We start from the raw sequence: 18,161 nt of genomic DNA, 5'->3' as shown, positions 1-18,161 counted from the left end.
GACCTCGAAAATGGCTACCGCATACCCGCGCCGCAGCGGCGCGCAGGTTCTGATCGACCAACTGCGTATCCACGGCACCGACACGATCTTCGGCGTGCCCGGCGAAAGCTATCTGGCCGCCCTCGACGCGCTCTATGCCCAGCGCAATTCCATCCGCTACGTGATCTGCCGGCAGGAAGGCGGAGCGGCCTACATGGCCGAGGCCTACGGCAAGCTGACCGGCAAGCCTGGCGTGTGTTTCGTCACGCGCGGGCCGGGCGCCACCAATGCCAGCGTCGGAATGCATACCGGCTTCCAGGATTCGACGCCCATGATCCTGCTGGTCGGGCAGGTCGCCCGCGAGCAGGCCGAGCGCGAGGCGTTCCAGGAGATCGACTATCGCCGGATGTACGGCCAGATGGCCAAGTGGGTGACCCAGATCGAGGATGCCCGCCGCATCCCCGAGATCGTGAGCCAGGCCTTCCATCGCGCGATGAACGGCCGGCCCGGTCCGGTGGTCATCGCGCTGCCGGAAGACATGCTGGTCGACGAAGTCGAGGTCGCAGATACCGGACCCTACAAGGTCGCGCGCGGCGCGCCGGCGCCGGAAGACATGGCGACCTTCCGCGAACTGCTCGCCGCGGCGAAGCAGCCGCTGGTCATCCTGGGCGGCGGCGGCTGGGACGCGAAGGCCTGCGACGACATCCGGGCGTTCGTCGAGGCCAACCACCTGCCGGTGACGACCGCCTTTCGCAACCAGGACCTGATCGACAACCGCCACGACAATTTCGTCGGCGATCTCGGCCTCGGCGTGAACCCGCCGCTCGGCAAGCGCATCAAGGAGAGCGACCTGATCATCGCGATCGGTCCGCGCCTCGGCGAGGCCACCACCGGCGGCTACACCATGTTCGACCTGCCCGTGCCGGCGCAGAAGATGGTGCACGTGCATGCCGGCGCCGAGGAACTGGGCCGCGTCTATCAGGCGACCCTGCCGATCAACTCGGGCATGGCGCAGTTCGCCGCCGCGGCGAAGGCGATGAAGCCGGTCGATGCCTCGGCGTGGAAAGCGGCCGTGCCCGCGGCGCGCGCCGACTACCTGAAGAACATCGAGCCGACGCCGCAGCCCGGTTCCGCCAATCTCGCGGAGATCGTGGGTTGGCTGAACAAGCGCCTGCCCGACGACGTGATCGTCACCAATGGCGCCGGCAACTATGCCGGTTTCGTGCATCGCTTCTTCCAGTATCGCGGCTTCCGCACCCAGCTCGCGCCGACCAACGGCTCGATGGGCTACGGCGTGCCGTCGGCCGTTGCGGCGAAGATCGCAGCGCCCGGCCGCACCGTCGTGTCGTTCAGCGGCGATGGCTGCTTCCTGATGAACGGGCAGGAGTTCGCCACCGCCGTCCAGCACGGCGCGAATGTGGTGTTCATCGTGGTCGACAACGGCATGTACGGCACGATCCGCATGCACCAGGAGCGTGAGTATCCCACGCGCGTCCATGGCACCGAACTCAAGAACCCCGACTTCGCGGCCTACGCCCGCGCCTTCGGCGGCCACGGCGAGACGGTCGAGCGCACGGCGGATTTCGAGGCGGCGTTCGAGCGTGCGCTCGGCGCCGGCAAGCCTTCGATCATCCATGTGAAGACCGATGCCGAGGCCATCACCTCGCGCATCACGATGACCAAGCTTCGCGAGCAGGCGCTGGCCAAGCAGAAGCACTAGAGCGCGCCGATCCGATAAAAGCCTCCCCCCGTCAAACGGGGGAGGTTGAAGAGCGAGGGCATGTCGGACTTCCGATAGAGAAGAAACAGAAACGAAGGGGGAAACGATGAGCATCACACGTCGCGCTGCACTCGGTGCGTTGAGTGCGGCGTCGCTGGCCGCGCTGGCCGTTCCGGCGCGGGCCCAGGCGGAATGGCCGAAGGGCCAGCCGATCAAGGTGCTCATCCCCTTCGCGCCGGGCGGCGTGCCCGACATCATCGCGCGCATCGTCACGCCGAAGATGGCCGAGGGGCTGGGTCAGTCCTTCGTCATCGACAACAAGCCGGGCGCGGGTGGCGGACTGGCGGGGCAGCTTCTCGCCCAGGCGCCGCCCGACGGCTACACGCTGTTGACGGGCACGGTCTCCACGATGGCGATCGTGCCGGCGGTCAATCCGTCGCTGAAATACGATCCGACGAGCTTCGCCGCGATCGGCCTCGCCGCCATCGTGCCGATGGTGGTGCTGGTGCGGCCCGATTCGCCGGCCCGGGACATTCCGGGGCTGATCGCGCTCATCCAGCGCAGCCCCAAGTTCGACTACGGCTCCTCGGGCAACGGCTCGATCCTGCATCTCACCGCCGAGCTGTTCCGGCTGCGCACCGGCGTGAAGATGCAGCACATTCCCTACAAGGGCTCGGCGCCGGCCCAGCAGGCGCTGCTCGCCGGCGAGATCGACGTGGTGTTCGACGCGCTGGCGCCGGCAATGGGCCAGATCCAGGCGGGCAAGCTGCGCGCGCTGGGCCTCGCGATGGCCAAGCGCTCGCCCGCGCTGCCCGATCTCAAGACGATCGGCGAGCAGGGTGTGGCCGGTGTCGAGGCCTATACCTGGGCCGGTCTCTATGCGCCCCACGGCACGCCGGCGCCGATCGTGCAGCGCCTGAACACGGAGCTGCTGAAGGCGCTGAAGGATCCGGAGGTCGCGAAGAAGATCTCCGATCTCGGCTACGAGATCGCCTCGTCGACGCCCGCGGAGCTGGCCGCGCATACGGCCGCCGAGCTGAAGAAGTGGACCGAAGTCGCCCGGGCGGCCGCCGTGAAGCCCGATTGACGGGCTTGCGTCGGGCGACCGCCGCCCTTATAGAGGCGGCCGTGGAGATTTGAGCCGACCGGCTTGCGACCACGTTAAACATCGCTAAAAGGTCGGAGGTTACGCAAAACCCCCGTCCTTCCAGGTCGGGGGTTTTTCGTTTGCGTCGTCGGGAAAGGACGCGCGGCGAGAGGAGAAGTGAGATGGACGGATCGATTCCGAAGAAGAAGGCCGAAGCCGATACCTCGAAGTGGCGGACCCAGACCCGCGCCGTGCGCGGCGGGCAGATCCGCAGCAATTTCGACGAGACGTCGGAGGCGCTGTTCCTGACCTCGGGCTACGCCTATTCGAGCGCCGAGGAGGCCGAGGCCACCTTCAAGGGCGAGAGCAACCACTACCAGTATTCGCGCTTCGGCAATCCGACCGTCACCATGTTCGAGAACCGGCTGGCCGCACTGGAAGGCGCCGAGGCCTGTCGCGCCACCTCGACCGGCATGTCGGCGGTGTTCTTCGCGCTGCTGGCGCTGCTCAAGGCCGGCGATCGCATCGTCGCGGCCCGCCAGCTGTTCGGCTCCTGCCACTACATCGTGGCCGAGCTGCTGCCGAAGTACGGCATCCAGAGCGAGCTGGTCGACGGCGGCGATCTCGCGCAGTGGGAGAAGGCGCTTTCGAAGCCGACGCAGGCGGTGCTGTTCGAATCGCCGTCCAACCCCATGCTCGACATCGTCGACGTCAAGGCGGTATGCGATCTCGCGCACAAGGCCGGCGCCAAGGTCGTCCTCGACAATGCCTTCGCCACGCCGATCCTGCAGCGCCCGCTCGAGTTCGGCGCTGACATCGTCGTTCACTCCGCCACCAAGTACATCGACGGCCAGGGCCGCACCCTGGGCGGTGCCGTGCTGGGCTCGAAGGAGTTCATCCTCGACAAGCTGCAGCCGATCATCCGCAACACAGGCCCGGCGCTCAGCCCGTTCAATGCCTGGGTGCTGGTGAAGGGTCTGGAGACGCTCGGCCTGCGCGTCGAGCGCCATTGTGCCAATGCCCGCCGCGTCGCCGATGCGCTGGCCGCGCATCCCGCGATCGGCCGCGTGCTCTATCCGGGGCGTCCCGACCATCCGCAGCATGCGCTGGCGGCGAAGCAGATGTCCGACTTCGGCGGCGTGGTGACGTTCGATCTCAAGGCCGGCAAGTGGGCCGCCTTCGAGACGCTGAACCGCCTGCAGATCGTCGACATCTCCAACAACCTAGGCGACGCCAAGAGTCTCGTCACCCATCCGGCGACCACGACGCACATGCGCATCGGCGCCGAGGAGCGCGCCAAGCTCGGCATCACCGACGGCACGGTGCGCATCTCGGTCGGCCTCGAGGATGTCGAGGACATCATCGGCGATCTCGTCCAGGCGCTGGGCGGCTGACGCATCGGGCTGGAGTACAAGCGTGCCGCTGTCGGCCGACCTGTGGGCGGCGAATGCCGACCTCGCCAAACGCATCCTCGCGCACGGCTTCGTGCGCGGGCTGCGGGACGGGTCGCTACCCGTGCAGAACTTCAAGGGCTACGTCGCGCAGGACGCCTATTTCCTCGAGGCGTTCGCACGCGCCTATGCCTTCTGCCTCGCTAACTCACGGTCGCGGGAGGACCTCTACGGTTTCGCCGGCCTCATCGCCGGCGTCCTGCAGGAGCTGAAGCTGCACAGGAGCTACGCCGACCGCTGGCAGGTCGATCTCACGGGTGTCACGCCGGTCGAGGCGACGCGGGCCTATGTCGATTTCCTCCTGGAGACGGCGGGGCGCGGCAATCTCGGCGAGACGATCGCCGCCATGACGCCCTGCATGCGCCTCTACGCCTATCTCGGCCGGACGCTGGCAGCCAACAACGCGGCGCCACTCTATTCGGAATGGGTGAAGACCTACGCCGATCCGGGCTTTGAGGAACTGGCCGTCCAGCTCGAGTCATTGCTCGACCAGCATGCCGAGGACACGGAAGCAGTGCGCGCCAACTACCGCCGCGCCATGGAACTCGAACTCGGCTTCTTCGCCGCCAACGTTTAGGGCGGAGCCATTGCTTCCCGCGTTATGAGGGGAAGCGAAGGATCCCTCACTTCGTTCGGGATGACACTATTGGGGGGATGAGCGCAGTGCGCCGCTCTAAAGAACCGGTGTCATCCCGAACGAAGTGAGGGATCCTTGTTTCATGGGCGATTGCTCTGATGTCCAGGACGCCGTGACTAAAGCGGCGCCAGCTTTTCCATCGAGCGGTCGAGGGCGCCGTGCAGGTCGGCGGTGAGCTTCGTGCCCATCGCGTCGCGCACTTCCTGCTCGGCGGCGGCCCACATCGGCAGGGCGCGCTTGAAGAGGGCGCGGCCCGCAACCGTCGCGACCAGCTCGTGCCGGCGCTTGTCGCCCGCGGCCGCGCGTTCGATCACGCCCGAGGCCAGCAGCGGGCGCAGGTTGCGCGTGAGCGTCGTGCGGTCGGTCGCCAGCCGGTCGGACAGTTCGGAGATGCTGAGGGGGCCGCGCGCCATCACGTGGCCGAGCAGCGAGAATTGCGAGATGCGCAGGCCGGTCGGCGCGAGGTGGCGGCTGTAGATCTGGGTGACGCGGCGCGCCGCGCTGCGTACGCGAAAGCAGGTGCATTCGGCCGGCGACAGGCGGAACGGGGGCGGGACGGCTGTCATGGGACTGAGACTATCGCCGCTTCTTGCGCCGGCAAAGCCTCAATGTGTATATGCACTTAATTTTGCACGGAGACGGGCATGGCTGGAGAAGCAGGATTTGGCGTGGTGCCGATCGAGGTGGCGCGCACGCTGGACGGGCTGGATCTCTTCAGGGGCGTGCTGGAGGGGCGCTATCCGGCGCCGCCGATCACCAAGGCCCTGGGCTTCAGCCTCATCGAGGTCGAAGACGGCCGTGTTGTCTTCGGCTATACGCCGGTGTTCGACCATTACAACCCGCTGGGCTCGGTGCATGGCGGCGTCGCCGCCACGCTGCTGGATTCGGTGATGGGCTGCTGCATCCACACCAGGCTGAAGGCCGGCAGCGGCTACACGACGGTCGAGATCAAGGTGAACTACGTGCGCGCCATGACCGACAGGACCGGCCCGGTCCGCGCCGAGGGCAAGGTCATCAACGTCGGCTCGCGCATCGCCACCTCGGAAGGGCGCCTGACCGACGCATCCGGCAAGCTGCTGGCGCACGGCACGACCACCTGCCTCATTTTCCCGATCTGACATTTACATTCCTCTCCTCCGCTAGGGGGAGTGGCTAGGTGAGGGGGCCTCGATCGGTGTCGGCAACCCCCTCACCCAACCTCTCCCCCTAGCGGGGGAGAGGAGCATGATGTCTAGTCCATCCCATGCCGACCGCGTCCGCCGAACAAAGACTCCTGAAAATCTCCATCGCCGTCACCATCGGGGTGGCGTCCTTCGGCGTGCTGTTCGGCCTGCTGTCCGGATCGATGTCGATCCTGTTCGACGGCGTCTTCTCCGCCATCGATGCCGCCATGTCGGGCCTGGCATTGTTCGTCTCGCGCCTCGTCACCCGCGTCGCCGAGAACCGGCGGTTCCAGTTCGGCTACTGGCACATCGAGCCGATGGTGCTGGCCTTCAACGGCGGCACGCTGATGCTGCTCTGCTTCTATGCCTTCCTGAATGCGGTCGACAGCCTGCTGATCGGCGGCCGGCAGCTCGATTTCGACTGGGCGATGGCCTATGCCGTCCTGGTGTGCGTGGCCTGCTTCAGCATGTTCTTCTACGAACGCCGCCTCAATCGCGCGATCGGCTCCGATTTCATCCGGCTCGACACGCAGGGCTGGCTGATGGCCGGCTCCATCACTTTGGCCCTGCTGGTGGCCTTCGTCATCGGCGCTTCGTTGAAGGGAACGGCATACGCTCATCTCGCGCCCTATGCCGACCCGGCGGTCCTGGCGCTGCTGACGATGGTCCTGGTGTTCGTGCCCATCCAGGCGGTGCGCAAGGCGCTGCAGGAAATTCTGCTGATCACGCCGCCCGAACTCGATGCACGGGTGCGCGAAGTGATGGATGGCGTGATCGCCCGCCACGGCTTCAAGACCTACACCAGCTACGTCGCCAAGGTGGGTCGTGCCCGGTTCATCGAGATCCATGTCGCCGTGCCGCCGGAGTCGTCGATCGACAGTGTCGGCACAGCCGATGCCCTGCGTCGCGAGATTTCCGAGGCGATCGGCGGCGAGGGCCCGCATCGCTGGCTCACCATCGACTTCACCGCCGATCCGAAGTGGCTGTAGACGCATTTGACCTTTTGGGTCGAAACTCCCATGTCAGAGGCCATGAGGAACTCGCCCCAGCATGTATAAAGCCACAACCCGTGCCATTCTGGTGACGGTTCAACCGCAATATCTGCCCGACCAGTCCGAGCCGGCGAAGTCGCAGTTCGTCTGGTCGTACACCGTGCGGATCGAGAACCACGGCGATGTCGCGGTGCAGTTGCGCAGCCGTCATTGGAAGATCACCGACGGGCTCGGCCGGCTGCAGGAGGTCAGGGGCCCCGGGGTCGTGGGCAAGACGCCCCTGCTGCGTCCCGGCGAGAGGTTCGAGTACACGTCGGGCACGCCGCTTTCCACGCCATCCGGAATCATGGCCGGCACGTACCAGATGGTTGACGAGGCGGGTGTGAAGTTCGACGTCGATATCCCGACTTTTTCGCTGGATACGCCGACGGCACAGCGCAGCCTCAACTAGGCGACGCGGATCGAGGAGAATGCAGATGAACAAGATGGTGAAGCCGGGCGAAGCCATGTCGCTCGCCACCGGGCTGGCCCGCCCGTCGCGCGAGGAGGCCGAGGCCGCCGTGCGCACCCTGATCCGCTGGGCCGGCGACGATCCCGGCCGCGAGGGGCTGGCGGGCACGCCCGACCGCGTCGTCCGCTCCTACGAGGAATTCTTCGCGGGCTACGACCGCGATCCGCGCGACATGCTGCAGCGGACCTTCGAAGAGGTCGAGGGCTACGACGAGGTCGTGGCGCTGCGCGACATCCGGCTCGAATCGCACTGCGAGCACCACATGGTGCCGATCATCGGCAAGGTCCATGTCGGCTACCTGCCCGACAAGCGCGTGGTCGGCATCAGCAAGCTCGCCCGCGTGGTCGATGCCTTCGCCCATCGCCTGCAGATCCAGGAGAAGCTGACGGCGCAGATCGCCAACACGCTCCAGGAAGTGCTGCAGCCGCGCGGCGTGGCGGTCGTCATCGAGGCGGCGCACCAGTGCATGACCACGCGCGGCGTCCACAAGTCGGACGTCACCATGGTGACCAGCCGCATGCTGGGTGCCTTCCGCGACAATGGCGAGACACGGCGCGAATTCCTGTCCATGATCGGGCGCACGTCGATTTGAGTTAACTTCATCCTGAGGAGCACGCCGCAGGCGTGCGTCTCGAAGGATGGGACACAACAGGGCTGTCGCCCACCCTTCGAGACGCCGCACGCCGTGCGGCTCCTCAGGGTGAGGTCGGAATTGAGTGAGCAAAGGACATCATGGCCGGAGAGATCGTCAGTTCCATCGAAATGCTGCGCAAGCTCGTGGCGTTCGACACCACCTCGCGCAACTCCAACCTCGCGCTGATCGAGTACGTGCAGGCCTATCTCAAGGGGCACGGGATCGACTCGAAGCTGGTGCCCAACGAGGACGGTTCGAAGGCCAATCTGTTCGCCACCATCGGCCCCAACGTGCCGGGCGGCGTGGTGCTGTCGGGCCATACCGACGTCGTGCCGGTCGACGGCCAGCCGTGGGTGACCGACCCGTGGACGCTGACCCTCAAGGACGGCAAGTATTACGGCCGCGGCACCTGCGACATGAAGGCGTTCTACGCCATCGGCCTCGCGATGCTGCCGGAATTCCTGAAGGCGCCGCTCAGGAAGCCGATCCACTTCGCACTGTCCTACGACGAGGAGATCGGCTGCTTCGGCGCCCATTCGCTGGCCGCCCGCATGGCGAGCGAAGTGCCGAAGCCGCGCGTCATCATCATCGGCGAGCCGACCATGATGACCGTGGTGCACGCTCACAAGGGCAGCCAGAGCTACGTCACCAAGTTCACCGGCTTCGAGGCGCATTCCTCGATGACCCATCTCGGCGTCAGCGCGATCCATTTCGCCGGCGAGTTCATCCACTACCTCAACACGGTCCAGGAGGAGCTCGAGGCCGCCGCGCCGAAGAACAGCGAGTTCATGCCGGCCGCCGCGACCTTCAACGTCGGCACCATCATCGGCGGCACCGCGGGCAACATCCTGGCGCGTGAGTGCGAGGTCCTGTGGGGCTATCGCGAGCTACCGACCCGGCCGATCGAGGAGCTGGGCGAGCGCGCCAAGAAGTGGCTGAAGGAAGAGCTGCTGCCGAAGATGAAGGCCAAGCATCCCGCCGCCGGGATCGAGACCGAGCTGCGCGCCTCGACGCCTGCCTTCTCGCCCGAGGGCAACGACGATGCAAAGGCGCTGGCCGGAAGCTGGTCGGGCTCCAACACGGTGGGCGCGGTGGTCTATGCCACCGAGGCCGGCATCTTCCGCAAGGTGTTGGGCGTGCCGACGGTCGTGTGCGGCCCGGGTGACATCGCCCAGGCGCATCAGCCCAACGAATTCATCCTGGCCTCGCAGATCGACGCCGGCGAGGAGTTCATGAAGCGCATGCTCGAGTGGTCCTGCCGGGACTAGGCCTGGAGGCGGGTGCGGAGAAAAGACTCTCCCCTCCATGACGGGCACGATCGCAACCCGGGACGGCCGCACGCTCAGCTATCTTGAGGTCGGGGATCCGCAGGGACCGCTGGTCATCCACAATCATGGTGGACCCAGTTGCCGGCTCGAGGCCCGCCTCTTCGCGAAGTCGGCATCGAAGAACCGGTTGCGGCTGATCTGCGTGGACCGGCCGGGCATCGGACGGTCGACGCCCCAGAGACTGCGCACCTACGCCGGCTGGGCCGATGACCTGACGGCCATCGCCGACGCGCTGGGATATCGCGAGTTCGGCGTGACGGGCTGGTCGGAAGGTGGGCCCTGGGCGCTGGCGGCGGCCGCCTACGTCGATCCCCTTCGGCTGCGCCATGTCAGCAGCATCGCGGGCGGCAGCTACGGCGCCTTCGGCGACAACTGGGCGGCGGATCATCTTTCGAAGGCGGACGCGCTGGGCGGATTTCTGGCGCTGCGCTTCCCGCCCGGCTTCCGGCTCATGTATGCGAGTCTTGGCGTGACCGCCAAATTCTTCCGTGCGACCTTCGTCGAGCAAGTGCGGAAAGCCGTGAATGACCACGATCGAAAGATCCTGCTTCAACCGGACGTCGACGCGATCTTCCGCGAAATGTCCGCCGAATGCTTTGCTCGCGGCAGCGACGGCCTGCGCCGGGACAGTGAACTTCTCTATCGCCGCTGGGCTTTCGACGTGAGGGCGATCGAGCGGAAGGTCCATCTCTGGCAAGGCACGGATGACCGGCTCGTGCCGGCTTTCATCAACCGGACCGTCGCCGACCGGATGCCGGGCGCGGTATGGCATGCCGTCGAAGGGGCGGGGCATTTCGTGGCGGTCGGTTCGGCCGACGAGCTGTTCGCAATCGCCGCCCGTGAACTGGGGCCGAAGCCGTGTCGCACCTGATCGCGGTCGACTGGGGCACGAGTTCCCTTCGCGGCGCCCGCCTCGATGCGAACGGCAACGTGCTGGAGGAGAAGAGCGCGCCGCTCGGGATCCTCAACGTACCCGACGGCGATTTCGCCGGCGTCTTCGCCTCGCTGTTCTCGGAGTGGATGAAGCCGCCCGGCAGCGTCTGCCTGATCTCCGGCATGGCGGGCAGTCGACAGGGCTGGGTCGAAGCACCTTACGTCGCCTGTCCCGCCGGGCCTGAAGACCTCAAGCAGCACCTGCACTGGATCGAGCCGGGACGCATCGCGCTGGTGCCCGGCCTCAGCGTCGAGCAGGGCGAGGTGCCCGACGTGATGCGCGGCGAGGAGGTACAGATCTTCGGTGCGCTGCGGCTCGCGGGCCTTTCAGACGGGCTGTTCGTCCTGCCCGGCACGCACAGCAAATGGGCCACGGTGCGCGAGGGCCGCATCATCGGCTTTCGCACCTGCATGACGGGCGAGTTCTACGGCCTGCTCAGCCAGCATTCGATCCTGGCGCGTACGCTCGCGGCCGACGCAGCACTCGACGAGGCGATGTTCCTGCGTGGCGTGACCCGCGCCGGCAACGGCGAGGGGCTGCTGCACAACGCCTTCGGCGTGCGGGCGCTCGCTTTGTTCGACCGGCTGTCGCCAGCACAGTCGGCGAGTTACCTGTCGGGCCTGCTGATCGGGGAAGAACTGCGCCACGAAGCCCCGGCCGCCCGCGACGTGATCGCAATCGGCGCACCGGCGCTCACGGCGCGCTATGCTCTCGCCTTGAAGACGAGAGGTGTCACCGTGCGCTGCTTCGGCGGCGAAGCGACATGGGCGGGCATGAGGGCCTTGCAGGGATGACGAGCGTCGAACGATTCAAGGCCGCGATGGGCGAGCTGCCGCTCGTCGCCATCCTGCGCGGGCTGAAACCCGAGGAGGCGCCGGCGATCGGTGACGTTCTGGTCGAGGCGGGCTTTCGCCTGATCGAAGTGCCGCTCAACTCGCCACGGCCGCTGGACAGCATCGCGGCCCTGCGCAAGCGCTTCCCCGACGCCGTGATCGGCGCCGGCACGGTGCTGACGGCCGCCGAGGCGCGCGACGTCGCGTCGGCCGGCGGCGAGCTGGTCGTCGCGCCGAACTTCGATCGCGAGGTCGTCGAGGAGACGGTGCGACTCGGCATGACGAGCCTGCCCGGCATCCTGACGCCGACGGAAGCCTTCGCCTCCCTCAAGGCCGGCGCGCACGGGCTGAAACTGTTTCCCGCCGAGATCGCCTCGCCTGCTGTGGTGAAAGCCCTGCTGGCGGTGCTGCCCAAGGGCACGCCGCTGATCCCGGTCGGCGGCATCGGCGCGGACAATATGGATGCCTGGCGCTCGGCCGGCGCCGCAGGCTTCGGCCTCGGCTCCTCGCTCTACAAGCCGGGCGACGACGCGGCCACGGTCCGCGTCAAGGCGGCTTCCATCGTGGGCGCCTGGCGCAAATAGAAGAAAACGCGGGAGAGGAAACATGAAGATCAAGAGCTACGAGATTTTCCGGTGCGACGCCGGCTGGCGTCTCTTCTCGTTCCTCAAGCTCGTGACCGACACCGGTCCGGTCGGCTGGTCGGAGTACAATGAGAGCTTCGGCAGCCCGGGCCTCTCGGGCGTCATCGAGGCGCTGATGCCGAGTGTGGTCGGCATGGACCCGATGGACATCGAGCTGGTGAACGCCGTGCTCGCGACCAAGTCGACGCAGTCGCGCGGCGGCGTGGTGCGGCAGGCGATCGCCGCCATCGAGAACGCGCTGCTCGACATCAAGGGCAAGGCGCTGGGCGTGCCGGTCTATCAGCTGTTCGGCGGCAAGCTGCGCGATCGCATCCCCGTCTACTGGTCGCATTGCGGCTCCTACCGGATGCGCAATCCCGACCTCTGCGGAACACCGGCGGTGCGTTCCTACGACGATTTCATGCGGACCGGCGAGGAGGTGCGCAAGAAGGGCTTCACCGCTTGCAAGACCAACATCGCCATGGAAGTCGACGGCAAGCTGCGCGCCTATCGTCCCGGCTTCGTCGTCGGCAAGGGCTTCCCCGAGCGCAACTGGGACGCCTTCATCGCGCGCAGTGCCGCAAAGACCGTCGAGGCGTTCCGCGCCGGCGTCGGGCCCGATGTCGGCATCATGCTCGACACCAACTTCCATTTCCGTACCGAGGGCTTCAAGCGCATCGCCGACGCCGTCGGGCCTACTGGCCTCACCTGGCTCGAGCTCGACATCCACGACCCCAGGTCGATCGCGATGATTCGCGAACACGCACCGTGCCCCATCGCCTCCGGCGAGACCCTGCTGGAGCGCCGCGACTTCCGCCCCTACCTCGAGGCCTATGCCTTCGACACCGCCATCGTCGACGTGATCTGGAACGGCTTCGCCGAGTCACTGAAGATCGCGTCGCTGGCCGACGTCTACGAGGTCAACGTGGCGCCGCACAATTTCTACGGCCATCTCGCCAGCGCCATCTCGGCGCATTTCTGCGCCGCCGTGCCGAACTTCCGGATTATGGAGATCGACATCGACGGCGTACCGTGGCGCGACGAGATCGTCGACAACCCACCGGTCTTCGAGAATGGCGACTATATCCTGCCGAAGGGGCCGGGCTGGGGCGTCGAGCCGAACGAAGCGGCGATGCGCCGGCACCCGCCCAAGAGCTACGTCGTCACGCAATAGGGGCATCGCGGGATTTCGCTGCGCCTCCCGCAGGCCGGGCGTGCTTGCGGTCGACGTGGTAGGGACTGTCGGCGGGATCAGCATCATCCCGGGATGGCGAGGAAGTCATGGTTCGGACAATCGTAGGTCTGTCGCTTGGTCTGGCGTTGATCGGCACATCGGCCGAAGCGCAGGTCTACTGCCGGGCCGAAGGCGTGCCGCACGGGTGCGTCTGGGCGCCGCGCGCCGGCGTGGGCGTCGGCGCGCCGGGTGTCGGCGTGGCGCCGGGCGTTGGGGCGGGAGCGCCCGGAGTCGGCGTTGCGCCTGGCGTCGGCGTCGGGGCTCCCGGTGCCGGCGTGGCGCCGAGAGAGGGCGTGGATGGTGCGGTGAATCGCGGAGGCCCGGTCAATCGCGCCGGGCGTCACTAACCGGTCGACGGCGCCTGCTCTACAGATAGTCACAAAAGGTAACTGAAAATTCGCTGAAGCGGGCGTCTTGCGCTTTTGAACATTCAAGATATATCTTGAATATGTTCAAACATAAAGAGACAGCTTCCATGCGATCTTTTCACCATGATCCTCATCATCGCGGCGAGGACAGCCACAAGCATCATTTCGGCCGGCGCGGCTTTGGCCGGCCCGGTCACGGCTGGCACGGCGACTCGGGCGAGGGCCGCGGCGGCCGCGGCCGCCGTCGGGTCTTCGATTCGGGCGAACTGCGGCTCGTCCTGCTCAAGCTGATCGCCGACCAGCCGCGCCACGGCTACGAACTCATCCGCGCGATCGAGGAACTGACCGGCGGCAGCTACGTGCCCAGTCCCGGCATGGTCTATCCGACCCTGACCATGCTCGACGAGATGGGCCATGTTGCCGAGGTGAAGTCGGACGGCGCGCGCAAGGCCTTCACGGTCACGCCGGACGGCACCATCCATCTGCTCGAGCGCAAGGCCGAGGTCGACGCGCTGTTCGCACGACTGGCCGAACTGGCCAGCCTGCAGGAGCGCACCGATGCGGCGCCGGTCCGCCGGGCGATGAACAACCTGCGCGAGGTGCTGATCCATCGCCTCGGGCGCGAGGGCGTACAGAAGCAGACGGTCCATGACGCGGTCGCGATCATCGACGAGGCCGCGCAGAGGATCGAACGCCTGTGAGCGCGCACAGTACCGCGCGCGTGCCGACCGCCAACGGCAGCCGCTACCTCCAGCAGCTCTGCAAGCACTGGAGCCACAATCTCGAAGTCGAGTTCACGCCGGAAAAGGGCAGGGTCGTGTTCCCGCGCAACGCCCGCGGCGCGGACTGGCCGGGCGATGCGACGCTTTTGCTGGAGGCGCAGGCCGACGCGCTGGCGTGCCGTCTCGAAGCGAGCGCCGCGGGTCAGCTCGAGGCGCTGAAGGGCGCCGTCGCCAGCCACATCGACCGCTTCGCCTTTCGCGAGGCGCCACTCGCCTTCGACTGGCGCGACGCGTGACAAGCCGCGCGCTTGTCCTGCTCCGTTCGGGACTGCACATTCGCGGCGCGTTCAGCCCCGCGAGGATCCATGTCGAGCATTCCCGATGACGTCTTTACCGAGCCGGAAGATTTTTCGCCGGACACGCTGGCCAATCTAGGGCCGCTGGCCCGTCTCGCCGGCGAATGGGAATCCGACAAGGGGCTGGACATCGCGCCGAAGGCCGAAGGGCCCGAGCAGCGCGGCTTCCGGGAACATATCCGGATGGAGCCGATCGACCCGCAGCCCAACGGGCCACAGCTTCTCTACGGGCTGCGCTATCACATCCACATCAACACCGACGAAGCCATCACCTTCCACGATCAGATCGGCTACTGGCTTTGGGAGCCGGCGACTGGCCTCATCATGCAGTCCATCGCCATTCCGCGCGGCCAGGTCGTGCTGGCGGGCGGCACCGCGAAGCCCGGCGACAAGACGATCTCGGTGGAAGCCAAACGAGGAGACACCCGCTTCGGCATCTGCTCGACCACCTTCCTCGAGCAGGCGTTCCGGACCGACTATTACCGCATCGACATCACTTTCAACGATGACGATACCTGGTCCTATGTGACGCGCACGGACCTCGCGGTGCGCGGCAAGACGCCGGCCTTCAACCACCGCGACACGAACACGCTGCGCCGGGTCGCGGCGCCGGTTGCGAATCCGATGGTCGGCCGGTTGAAGTCCGGCAAGTTCGACTGACGGACGCTTCTACCGGATCTCGAAGCCCATCCGGGCGAGTGCGGCGCGCAACGTCTCGCGGCCGTTCATCGCCTTGATCGGACCGAGGCGGTTCAGCACCCGCTGCGTCCAGGTCGCGGCCTGCAACTCGTGCCGGGCCGAGAACTTGCTCATTTCGGCGTCGTAGGCGGCGCGCAGGGCCTCTTCCTTGCTCGCGTCGTAGCGCTCGGTATGGAGCACGACCGACTGCGGCAGGCGCGGCTTCACCTCGCCCTCGCCCTTCTCCGTCGAGTAGCCGACGCAGAGGCCGAAGACGACGACCGCCTGCGGCGGCAGGCCGAGAAGCTCGGCGACCTTGATCGGGTTGTTCCGCATGGCGCCGATATAGACGGTGCGCAGGCCCATCGATTCCGCGGCGACCACGGCGTTCTGGGCGGCAAGTGCTGCGTCGATCGAGGCCACCATGAAGGTTTCGAGCCAGGGCATGGTCTCGAACTCGGTCTTGATCGAGTCCGAGATGCGCTGGTTGCGCGACATGTCGGCAACCCAGGCGATGAACAGCGGGCACTGCTCGATATGCTTCTGGCCGCCGGCGATCTCGGCGAGAATCTTCTTCTTGGCGGGATCGGTGACCGCGACGGCCGACCACCATTGCATGTTGGAGCTGGTGGCCGCCGACTGGGCGGCGGCGATCATGCTCTCGAGTGCGCCGGCCGGCACCGGATCGGGCTTGTAGCCGCGCACCGAACGGTGATCGAGCATGGTCGCGATCGTCTCGTTCCATGGGCCGGCGGCCGGTACGGCATCGGCGCCGTAGCGGCGCGCGAGGGCTTCGGTCTTGGCGGGCGTGGCGGGCGTCAGGGAATCCATCAGGCAATACTCTCGGGTTTGCGGCGGGTCATTGCGGTGACCAGCGCCAGGAAAATGAAACCGGTGACGATCATGAAGATGGCGCGCGGCTCGCCATGGTCCATCAGCCAGCCGTAGAGCAGCGGCGCGATCATGCCGCCGAGGTTGAAGCCGGTGCTGACAAAGCCGAACACCTTGCCGAAGGAGCCCGGCGGCGTGACGGCGCGCACCATCATGTCGCGCGACGGCTGGATGATGCCGTTCAGCAGGCCGCCGACGGACATCAGCGCGATCAGTACGGCGCCCGGCATGTTCACCCACGCCATCAGGATCGCCATGGTCGAGGTGCAGGCGAAGCCGACGGCCGCCACGCGCTCGTGATGCGGCGTGCGGTCGGCGATGATGCCGCCCAGAAGCACGCCGCCGGCGCTGCACAGCAGGAAGCCCGACAGCGCCACGCTGGCGACCGAGAAGGGCGTGCCGTGGATCTGGGCCATGCCGACGACGGTGAAGGTCTGGATGCCGCCATTGGCCATGGCGAGGCAGAAGAAGAACAGCAGGTTGCGCAGGATCGGCGCGCTCAGCAGCAGGTCGAGGCCGACCTTCTGGCCACTCCCTTTGGCCGCTTCCTGGCCGGGCTTGTGAACGATGCGCGGCAGGATGCTGCCGGCCACGATCAGCAGGAAGGCAGTCGCGATCGACAGGCCGGCGACGAACAGGAAGGCGCCGCGCCAGCCCCACATTGCCGCGCAGGCGAGCGCCAGCGCCGGCGTGACGCCCGAGCCGAGATAGCCCGCGAAGGTATGGATCGAGAAGGCCTTGCCGATCCGCTTGTGGTCGATGGTGGCGGAGAGGATCGAGTAGTCGGCCGGGTGATAGACGGTGTTGGCGAGGCCGAGGAAGGCGTAGGCGATGACGAAGAACCAGTAGCCGGGCAGCAGCGCGGCGGCCGCGACGGCGAGGCCGCCCAGGATCAACCCGCCGGTCAGCATGGCGCGCGGACCGACCCGGTCGACCAGGAAGCCGGCTGGCGTCTGCAGCAGCGCCGAGGCGGCGTTGAAAGCCGTCAGCGCGAAGCCGATCTCGACATAGCTGACGCCGAACGCCTCGCGGACTTCCCCGAACAGCGGCGGCAACAGCATGATGTGCACGTGGCTCACGAAATGCGCCACGGCGATCAGCGCGATCACCTTGAATTCGCGTGCCTTCTTGCTGTCGGTGCCGGCGTCGCTCGCCGGCAGGTCGAAGGAGTTACTCGTCGACGACATTGACGCCCAAGGTCCCTATGCCTGAAATCTCGACCTCCAGCCTGTCGCCGCCCTTCATCCAGAGCGGCGGCTTGCGGCCGGCGCCGACGCCGTCGGGCGTGCCGGTCGCGATGACGTCTCCCGGCTCCAGCCAGGTCACGGTCGAGAGATATTCGATGATGGTGGCGACATCGAAGATCATGTGATCGGTCGTGTCGTGCTGCACCACGGTGCCGTTCAGCCGGGTCGTGAGTTCGAGTCGCTGCGGATCGGCGATCACGTCCGACGTGACCATCCACGGTCCGAGCGGTCCGGTCGCCGGGAAGTTCTTGCCGGCAAAGACGGAGTGTTTCTGGAAGTCGCGCACGCTGCCGTCGATGAAGCAGGTGTAGCCCGCGATCACCGAGAGGGCGCTGGCGCGCGAGACGTGGCGGCAGCGCTCGCCGATCACGATGGCGAGCTCGCCCTCGTAGTCGAAGTCGATCGAGGCGCGCGGCCGGACGATGTCGCCGCCGTGCGGCACCAGCGTGTTGTGGAGACGCGAGAAGACGCTGGGCACGGTCGGCATCTGGCGGCCGACCTCGCCGACATGGCTCGCATAATTGAGGCCGACGCAGAGGATCTTCCCCGGATCGGGAATGACCGGCAGCAGTTCGACGTCTTCAAGCTCGACATCAGCCGACGCTGCCTTCGTCATCGTGCGGAGTTCGTCGAGCGCGTTCGCCGCGATGACCTCGCGCAAACTCGACCAGCGCCCCTTCGTGCGCGCCGACAGATCGACGATGCCGTCCTCGACGGCCGCGCCGAATTTGTTCGCGCCCGCATGGCGAAAGCTGACCAACCGCATGGGGACG

At 66.8% G+C, this 18,161-nt stretch carries 21 protein-coding genes and 1 riboswitch; of the genes, 17 read left to right on the top strand and 4 right to left on the bottom strand.

What is annotated here, in order from left to right:
* Positions 1-10: 10 nt before the first annotated feature.
* The 4 genes from KQ910_RS02715 (at position 11) to KQ910_RS02700 (ending at position 4,814) form a co-directional block, all read left to right on the top strand.
* The gene (locus KQ910_RS02715; RefSeq protein ID WP_216956931.1) at positions 11-1,699 is read left to right on the top strand and encodes a thiamine pyrophosphate-binding protein; all 1,689 of its coding nucleotides are present in this window, start codon (positions 11-13) and stop codon (positions 1,697-1,699) included.
* Between the two features lie 106 nt (positions 1,700-1,805).
* Positions 1,806-2,786: a Bug family tripartite tricarboxylate transporter substrate binding protein gene (locus KQ910_RS02710; RefSeq protein ID WP_216956929.1), complete on the top strand. Its 981-nt coding sequence runs from the start codon at positions 1,806-1,808 to the stop codon at positions 2,784-2,786.
* A gap of 31 nt (positions 2,787-2,817) precedes the next feature.
* A riboswitch (SAM riboswitch) is annotated at positions 2,818-2,894 on the top strand.
* A 74-nt stretch (positions 2,895-2,968) separates the two neighbouring features.
* Positions 2,969-4,180, top strand: coding sequence for an O-succinylhomoserine sulfhydrylase (locus tag KQ910_RS02705; protein ID WP_216956927.1), 1,212 nt, complete (start codon positions 2,969-2,971; stop codon positions 4,178-4,180).
* Between the two features lie 22 nt (positions 4,181-4,202).
* Positions 4,203-4,814 carry a TenA family protein gene (locus tag KQ910_RS02700; protein ID WP_216956926.1) on the top strand — a complete coding sequence of 204 codons (612 nt, stop codon included), beginning with the start codon at positions 4,203-4,205 and terminating at the stop codon, positions 4,812-4,814.
* Positions 4,815-4,990: 176 nt separating this feature from the next.
* Here KQ910_RS02700 and KQ910_RS02695 read toward each other — a convergent pair whose 3' ends face one another.
* Positions 4,991-5,440, bottom strand: coding sequence for a MarR family winged helix-turn-helix transcriptional regulator (locus tag KQ910_RS02695; protein WP_216956924.1), 450 nt, complete (start codon positions 5,438-5,440; stop codon positions 4,991-4,993).
* A 78-nt stretch (positions 5,441-5,518) separates the two neighbouring features.
* On the opposite strand from KQ910_RS02695, the gene KQ910_RS02690 reads away from it, so the two are divergent.
* The 13 genes from KQ910_RS02690 to KQ910_RS02630 all read left to right on the top strand — a co-directional run bounded on the left by KQ910_RS02690 (position 5,519) and on the right by KQ910_RS02630 (position 15,232).
* Positions 5,519-5,992 (top strand): PaaI family thioesterase, encoded by a 474-nt coding sequence (locus KQ910_RS02690; RefSeq protein ID WP_216956923.1) that lies wholly within the window; start codon positions 5,519-5,521, stop codon positions 5,990-5,992.
* 125 nt (positions 5,993-6,117) lie between these two features.
* Positions 6,118-7,026, top strand: coding sequence for a cation diffusion facilitator family transporter (locus KQ910_RS02685; protein WP_216956921.1), 909 nt, complete (start codon positions 6,118-6,120; stop codon positions 7,024-7,026).
* Positions 7,027-7,087: 61 nt separating this feature from the next.
* Positions 7,088-7,480, top strand: a complete 393-nt coding sequence (apaG, locus tag KQ910_RS02680; RefSeq protein WP_216956919.1) for a Co2+/Mg2+ efflux facilitator ApaG/CorD — start codon at positions 7,088-7,090, stop codon at positions 7,478-7,480.
* Between the two features lie 25 nt (positions 7,481-7,505).
* Positions 7,506-8,132, top strand: coding sequence for a GTP cyclohydrolase I FolE (gene folE / locus KQ910_RS02675; RefSeq protein ID WP_229600300.1), 627 nt, complete (start codon positions 7,506-7,508; stop codon positions 8,130-8,132).
* A 140-nt stretch (positions 8,133-8,272) separates the two neighbouring features.
* Positions 8,273-9,442 carry an acetylornithine deacetylase gene (gene argE / locus KQ910_RS02670; RefSeq protein ID WP_216956915.1) on the top strand — a complete coding sequence of 390 codons (1,170 nt, stop codon included), beginning with the start codon at positions 8,273-8,275 and terminating at the stop codon, positions 9,440-9,442.
* Between the two features lie 37 nt (positions 9,443-9,479).
* On the top strand, positions 9,480-10,373 hold the full coding sequence (locus KQ910_RS02665; RefSeq protein ID WP_216956912.1) for an alpha/beta fold hydrolase: 894 nt from the start codon (positions 9,480-9,482) through the stop codon (positions 10,371-10,373).
* Positions 10,361-11,230 carry a 2-dehydro-3-deoxygalactonokinase gene (locus KQ910_RS02660; RefSeq protein WP_216956910.1) on the top strand — a complete coding sequence of 290 codons (870 nt, stop codon included), beginning with the start codon at positions 10,361-10,363 and terminating at the stop codon, positions 11,228-11,230. Before KQ910_RS02665 ends, KQ910_RS02660 begins: the two co-directional genes overlap by 13 nt.
* Positions 11,227-11,853, top strand: a complete 627-nt coding sequence (locus KQ910_RS02655; protein WP_216956908.1) for a 2-dehydro-3-deoxy-6-phosphogalactonate aldolase — start codon at positions 11,227-11,229, stop codon at positions 11,851-11,853. Before KQ910_RS02660 ends, KQ910_RS02655 begins: the two co-directional genes overlap by 4 nt.
* A 22-nt stretch (positions 11,854-11,875) precedes the next feature.
* Positions 11,876-13,066, top strand: coding sequence for a mandelate racemase/muconate lactonizing enzyme family protein (locus KQ910_RS02650; RefSeq protein ID WP_216956906.1), 1,191 nt, complete (start codon positions 11,876-11,878; stop codon positions 13,064-13,066).
* Between the two features lie 107 nt (positions 13,067-13,173).
* Positions 13,174-13,473, top strand: coding sequence for a hypothetical protein (locus tag KQ910_RS02645; protein WP_229600299.1), 300 nt, complete (start codon positions 13,174-13,176; stop codon positions 13,471-13,473).
* Between the two features lie 128 nt (positions 13,474-13,601).
* Positions 13,602-14,195 (top strand): PadR family transcriptional regulator, encoded by a 594-nt coding sequence (locus KQ910_RS02640; RefSeq protein ID WP_216956904.1) that lies wholly within the window; start codon positions 13,602-13,604, stop codon positions 14,193-14,195.
* Entirely contained in the window at positions 14,192-14,512 is a 321-nt protein-coding gene (locus KQ910_RS02635; protein WP_216956902.1) for a DUF2218 domain-containing protein, read from the top strand. The genes KQ910_RS02640 and KQ910_RS02635 overlap by 4 nt, the downstream gene beginning before the upstream one ends.
* Positions 14,513-14,581: 69 nt before the next feature.
* Complete coding sequence (locus KQ910_RS02630) at positions 14,582-15,232, top strand: FABP family protein (RefSeq protein WP_216956900.1); 651 nt, start codon at positions 14,582-14,584, stop codon at positions 15,230-15,232.
* A 9-nt stretch (positions 15,233-15,241) separates the two neighbouring features.
* On the opposite strand, the gene KQ910_RS02625 is transcribed toward KQ910_RS02630, so the two are convergent.
* Genes KQ910_RS02625 through KQ910_RS02615 form a run of 3 tightly spaced genes read right to left on the bottom strand, consistent with a single transcriptional unit; the run spans position 15,242 to position 18,154 of the window.
* Positions 15,242-16,081 (bottom strand): NADPH-dependent oxidoreductase, encoded by an 840-nt coding sequence (locus KQ910_RS02625; RefSeq protein WP_216956897.1) that lies wholly within the window; start codon positions 16,079-16,081, stop codon positions 15,242-15,244.
* Positions 16,081-17,328: an MFS transporter gene (locus KQ910_RS02620; protein ID WP_216956895.1), complete on the bottom strand. Its 1,248-nt coding sequence runs from the start codon at positions 17,326-17,328 to the stop codon at positions 16,081-16,083. The genes KQ910_RS02625 and KQ910_RS02620 overlap by 1 nt, the downstream gene beginning before the upstream one ends.
* Positions 17,312-18,154, bottom strand: coding sequence for a fumarylacetoacetate hydrolase family protein (locus KQ910_RS02615; protein WP_216956894.1), 843 nt, complete (start codon positions 18,152-18,154; stop codon positions 17,312-17,314). The genes KQ910_RS02620 and KQ910_RS02615 overlap by 17 nt, the downstream gene beginning before the upstream one ends.
* Positions 18,155-18,161: the final 7 nt, after the last annotated feature.

The organism is Reyranella humidisoli (assembly GCF_019039055.1).
Lineage (GTDB): Bacteria > Pseudomonadota > Alphaproteobacteria > Reyranellales > Reyranellaceae > Reyranella > Reyranella humidisoli.
The sequence above is the reverse complement of the archived record's forward strand: the minus strand, read 5'-3'. Positions and strand labels throughout refer to the sequence as shown.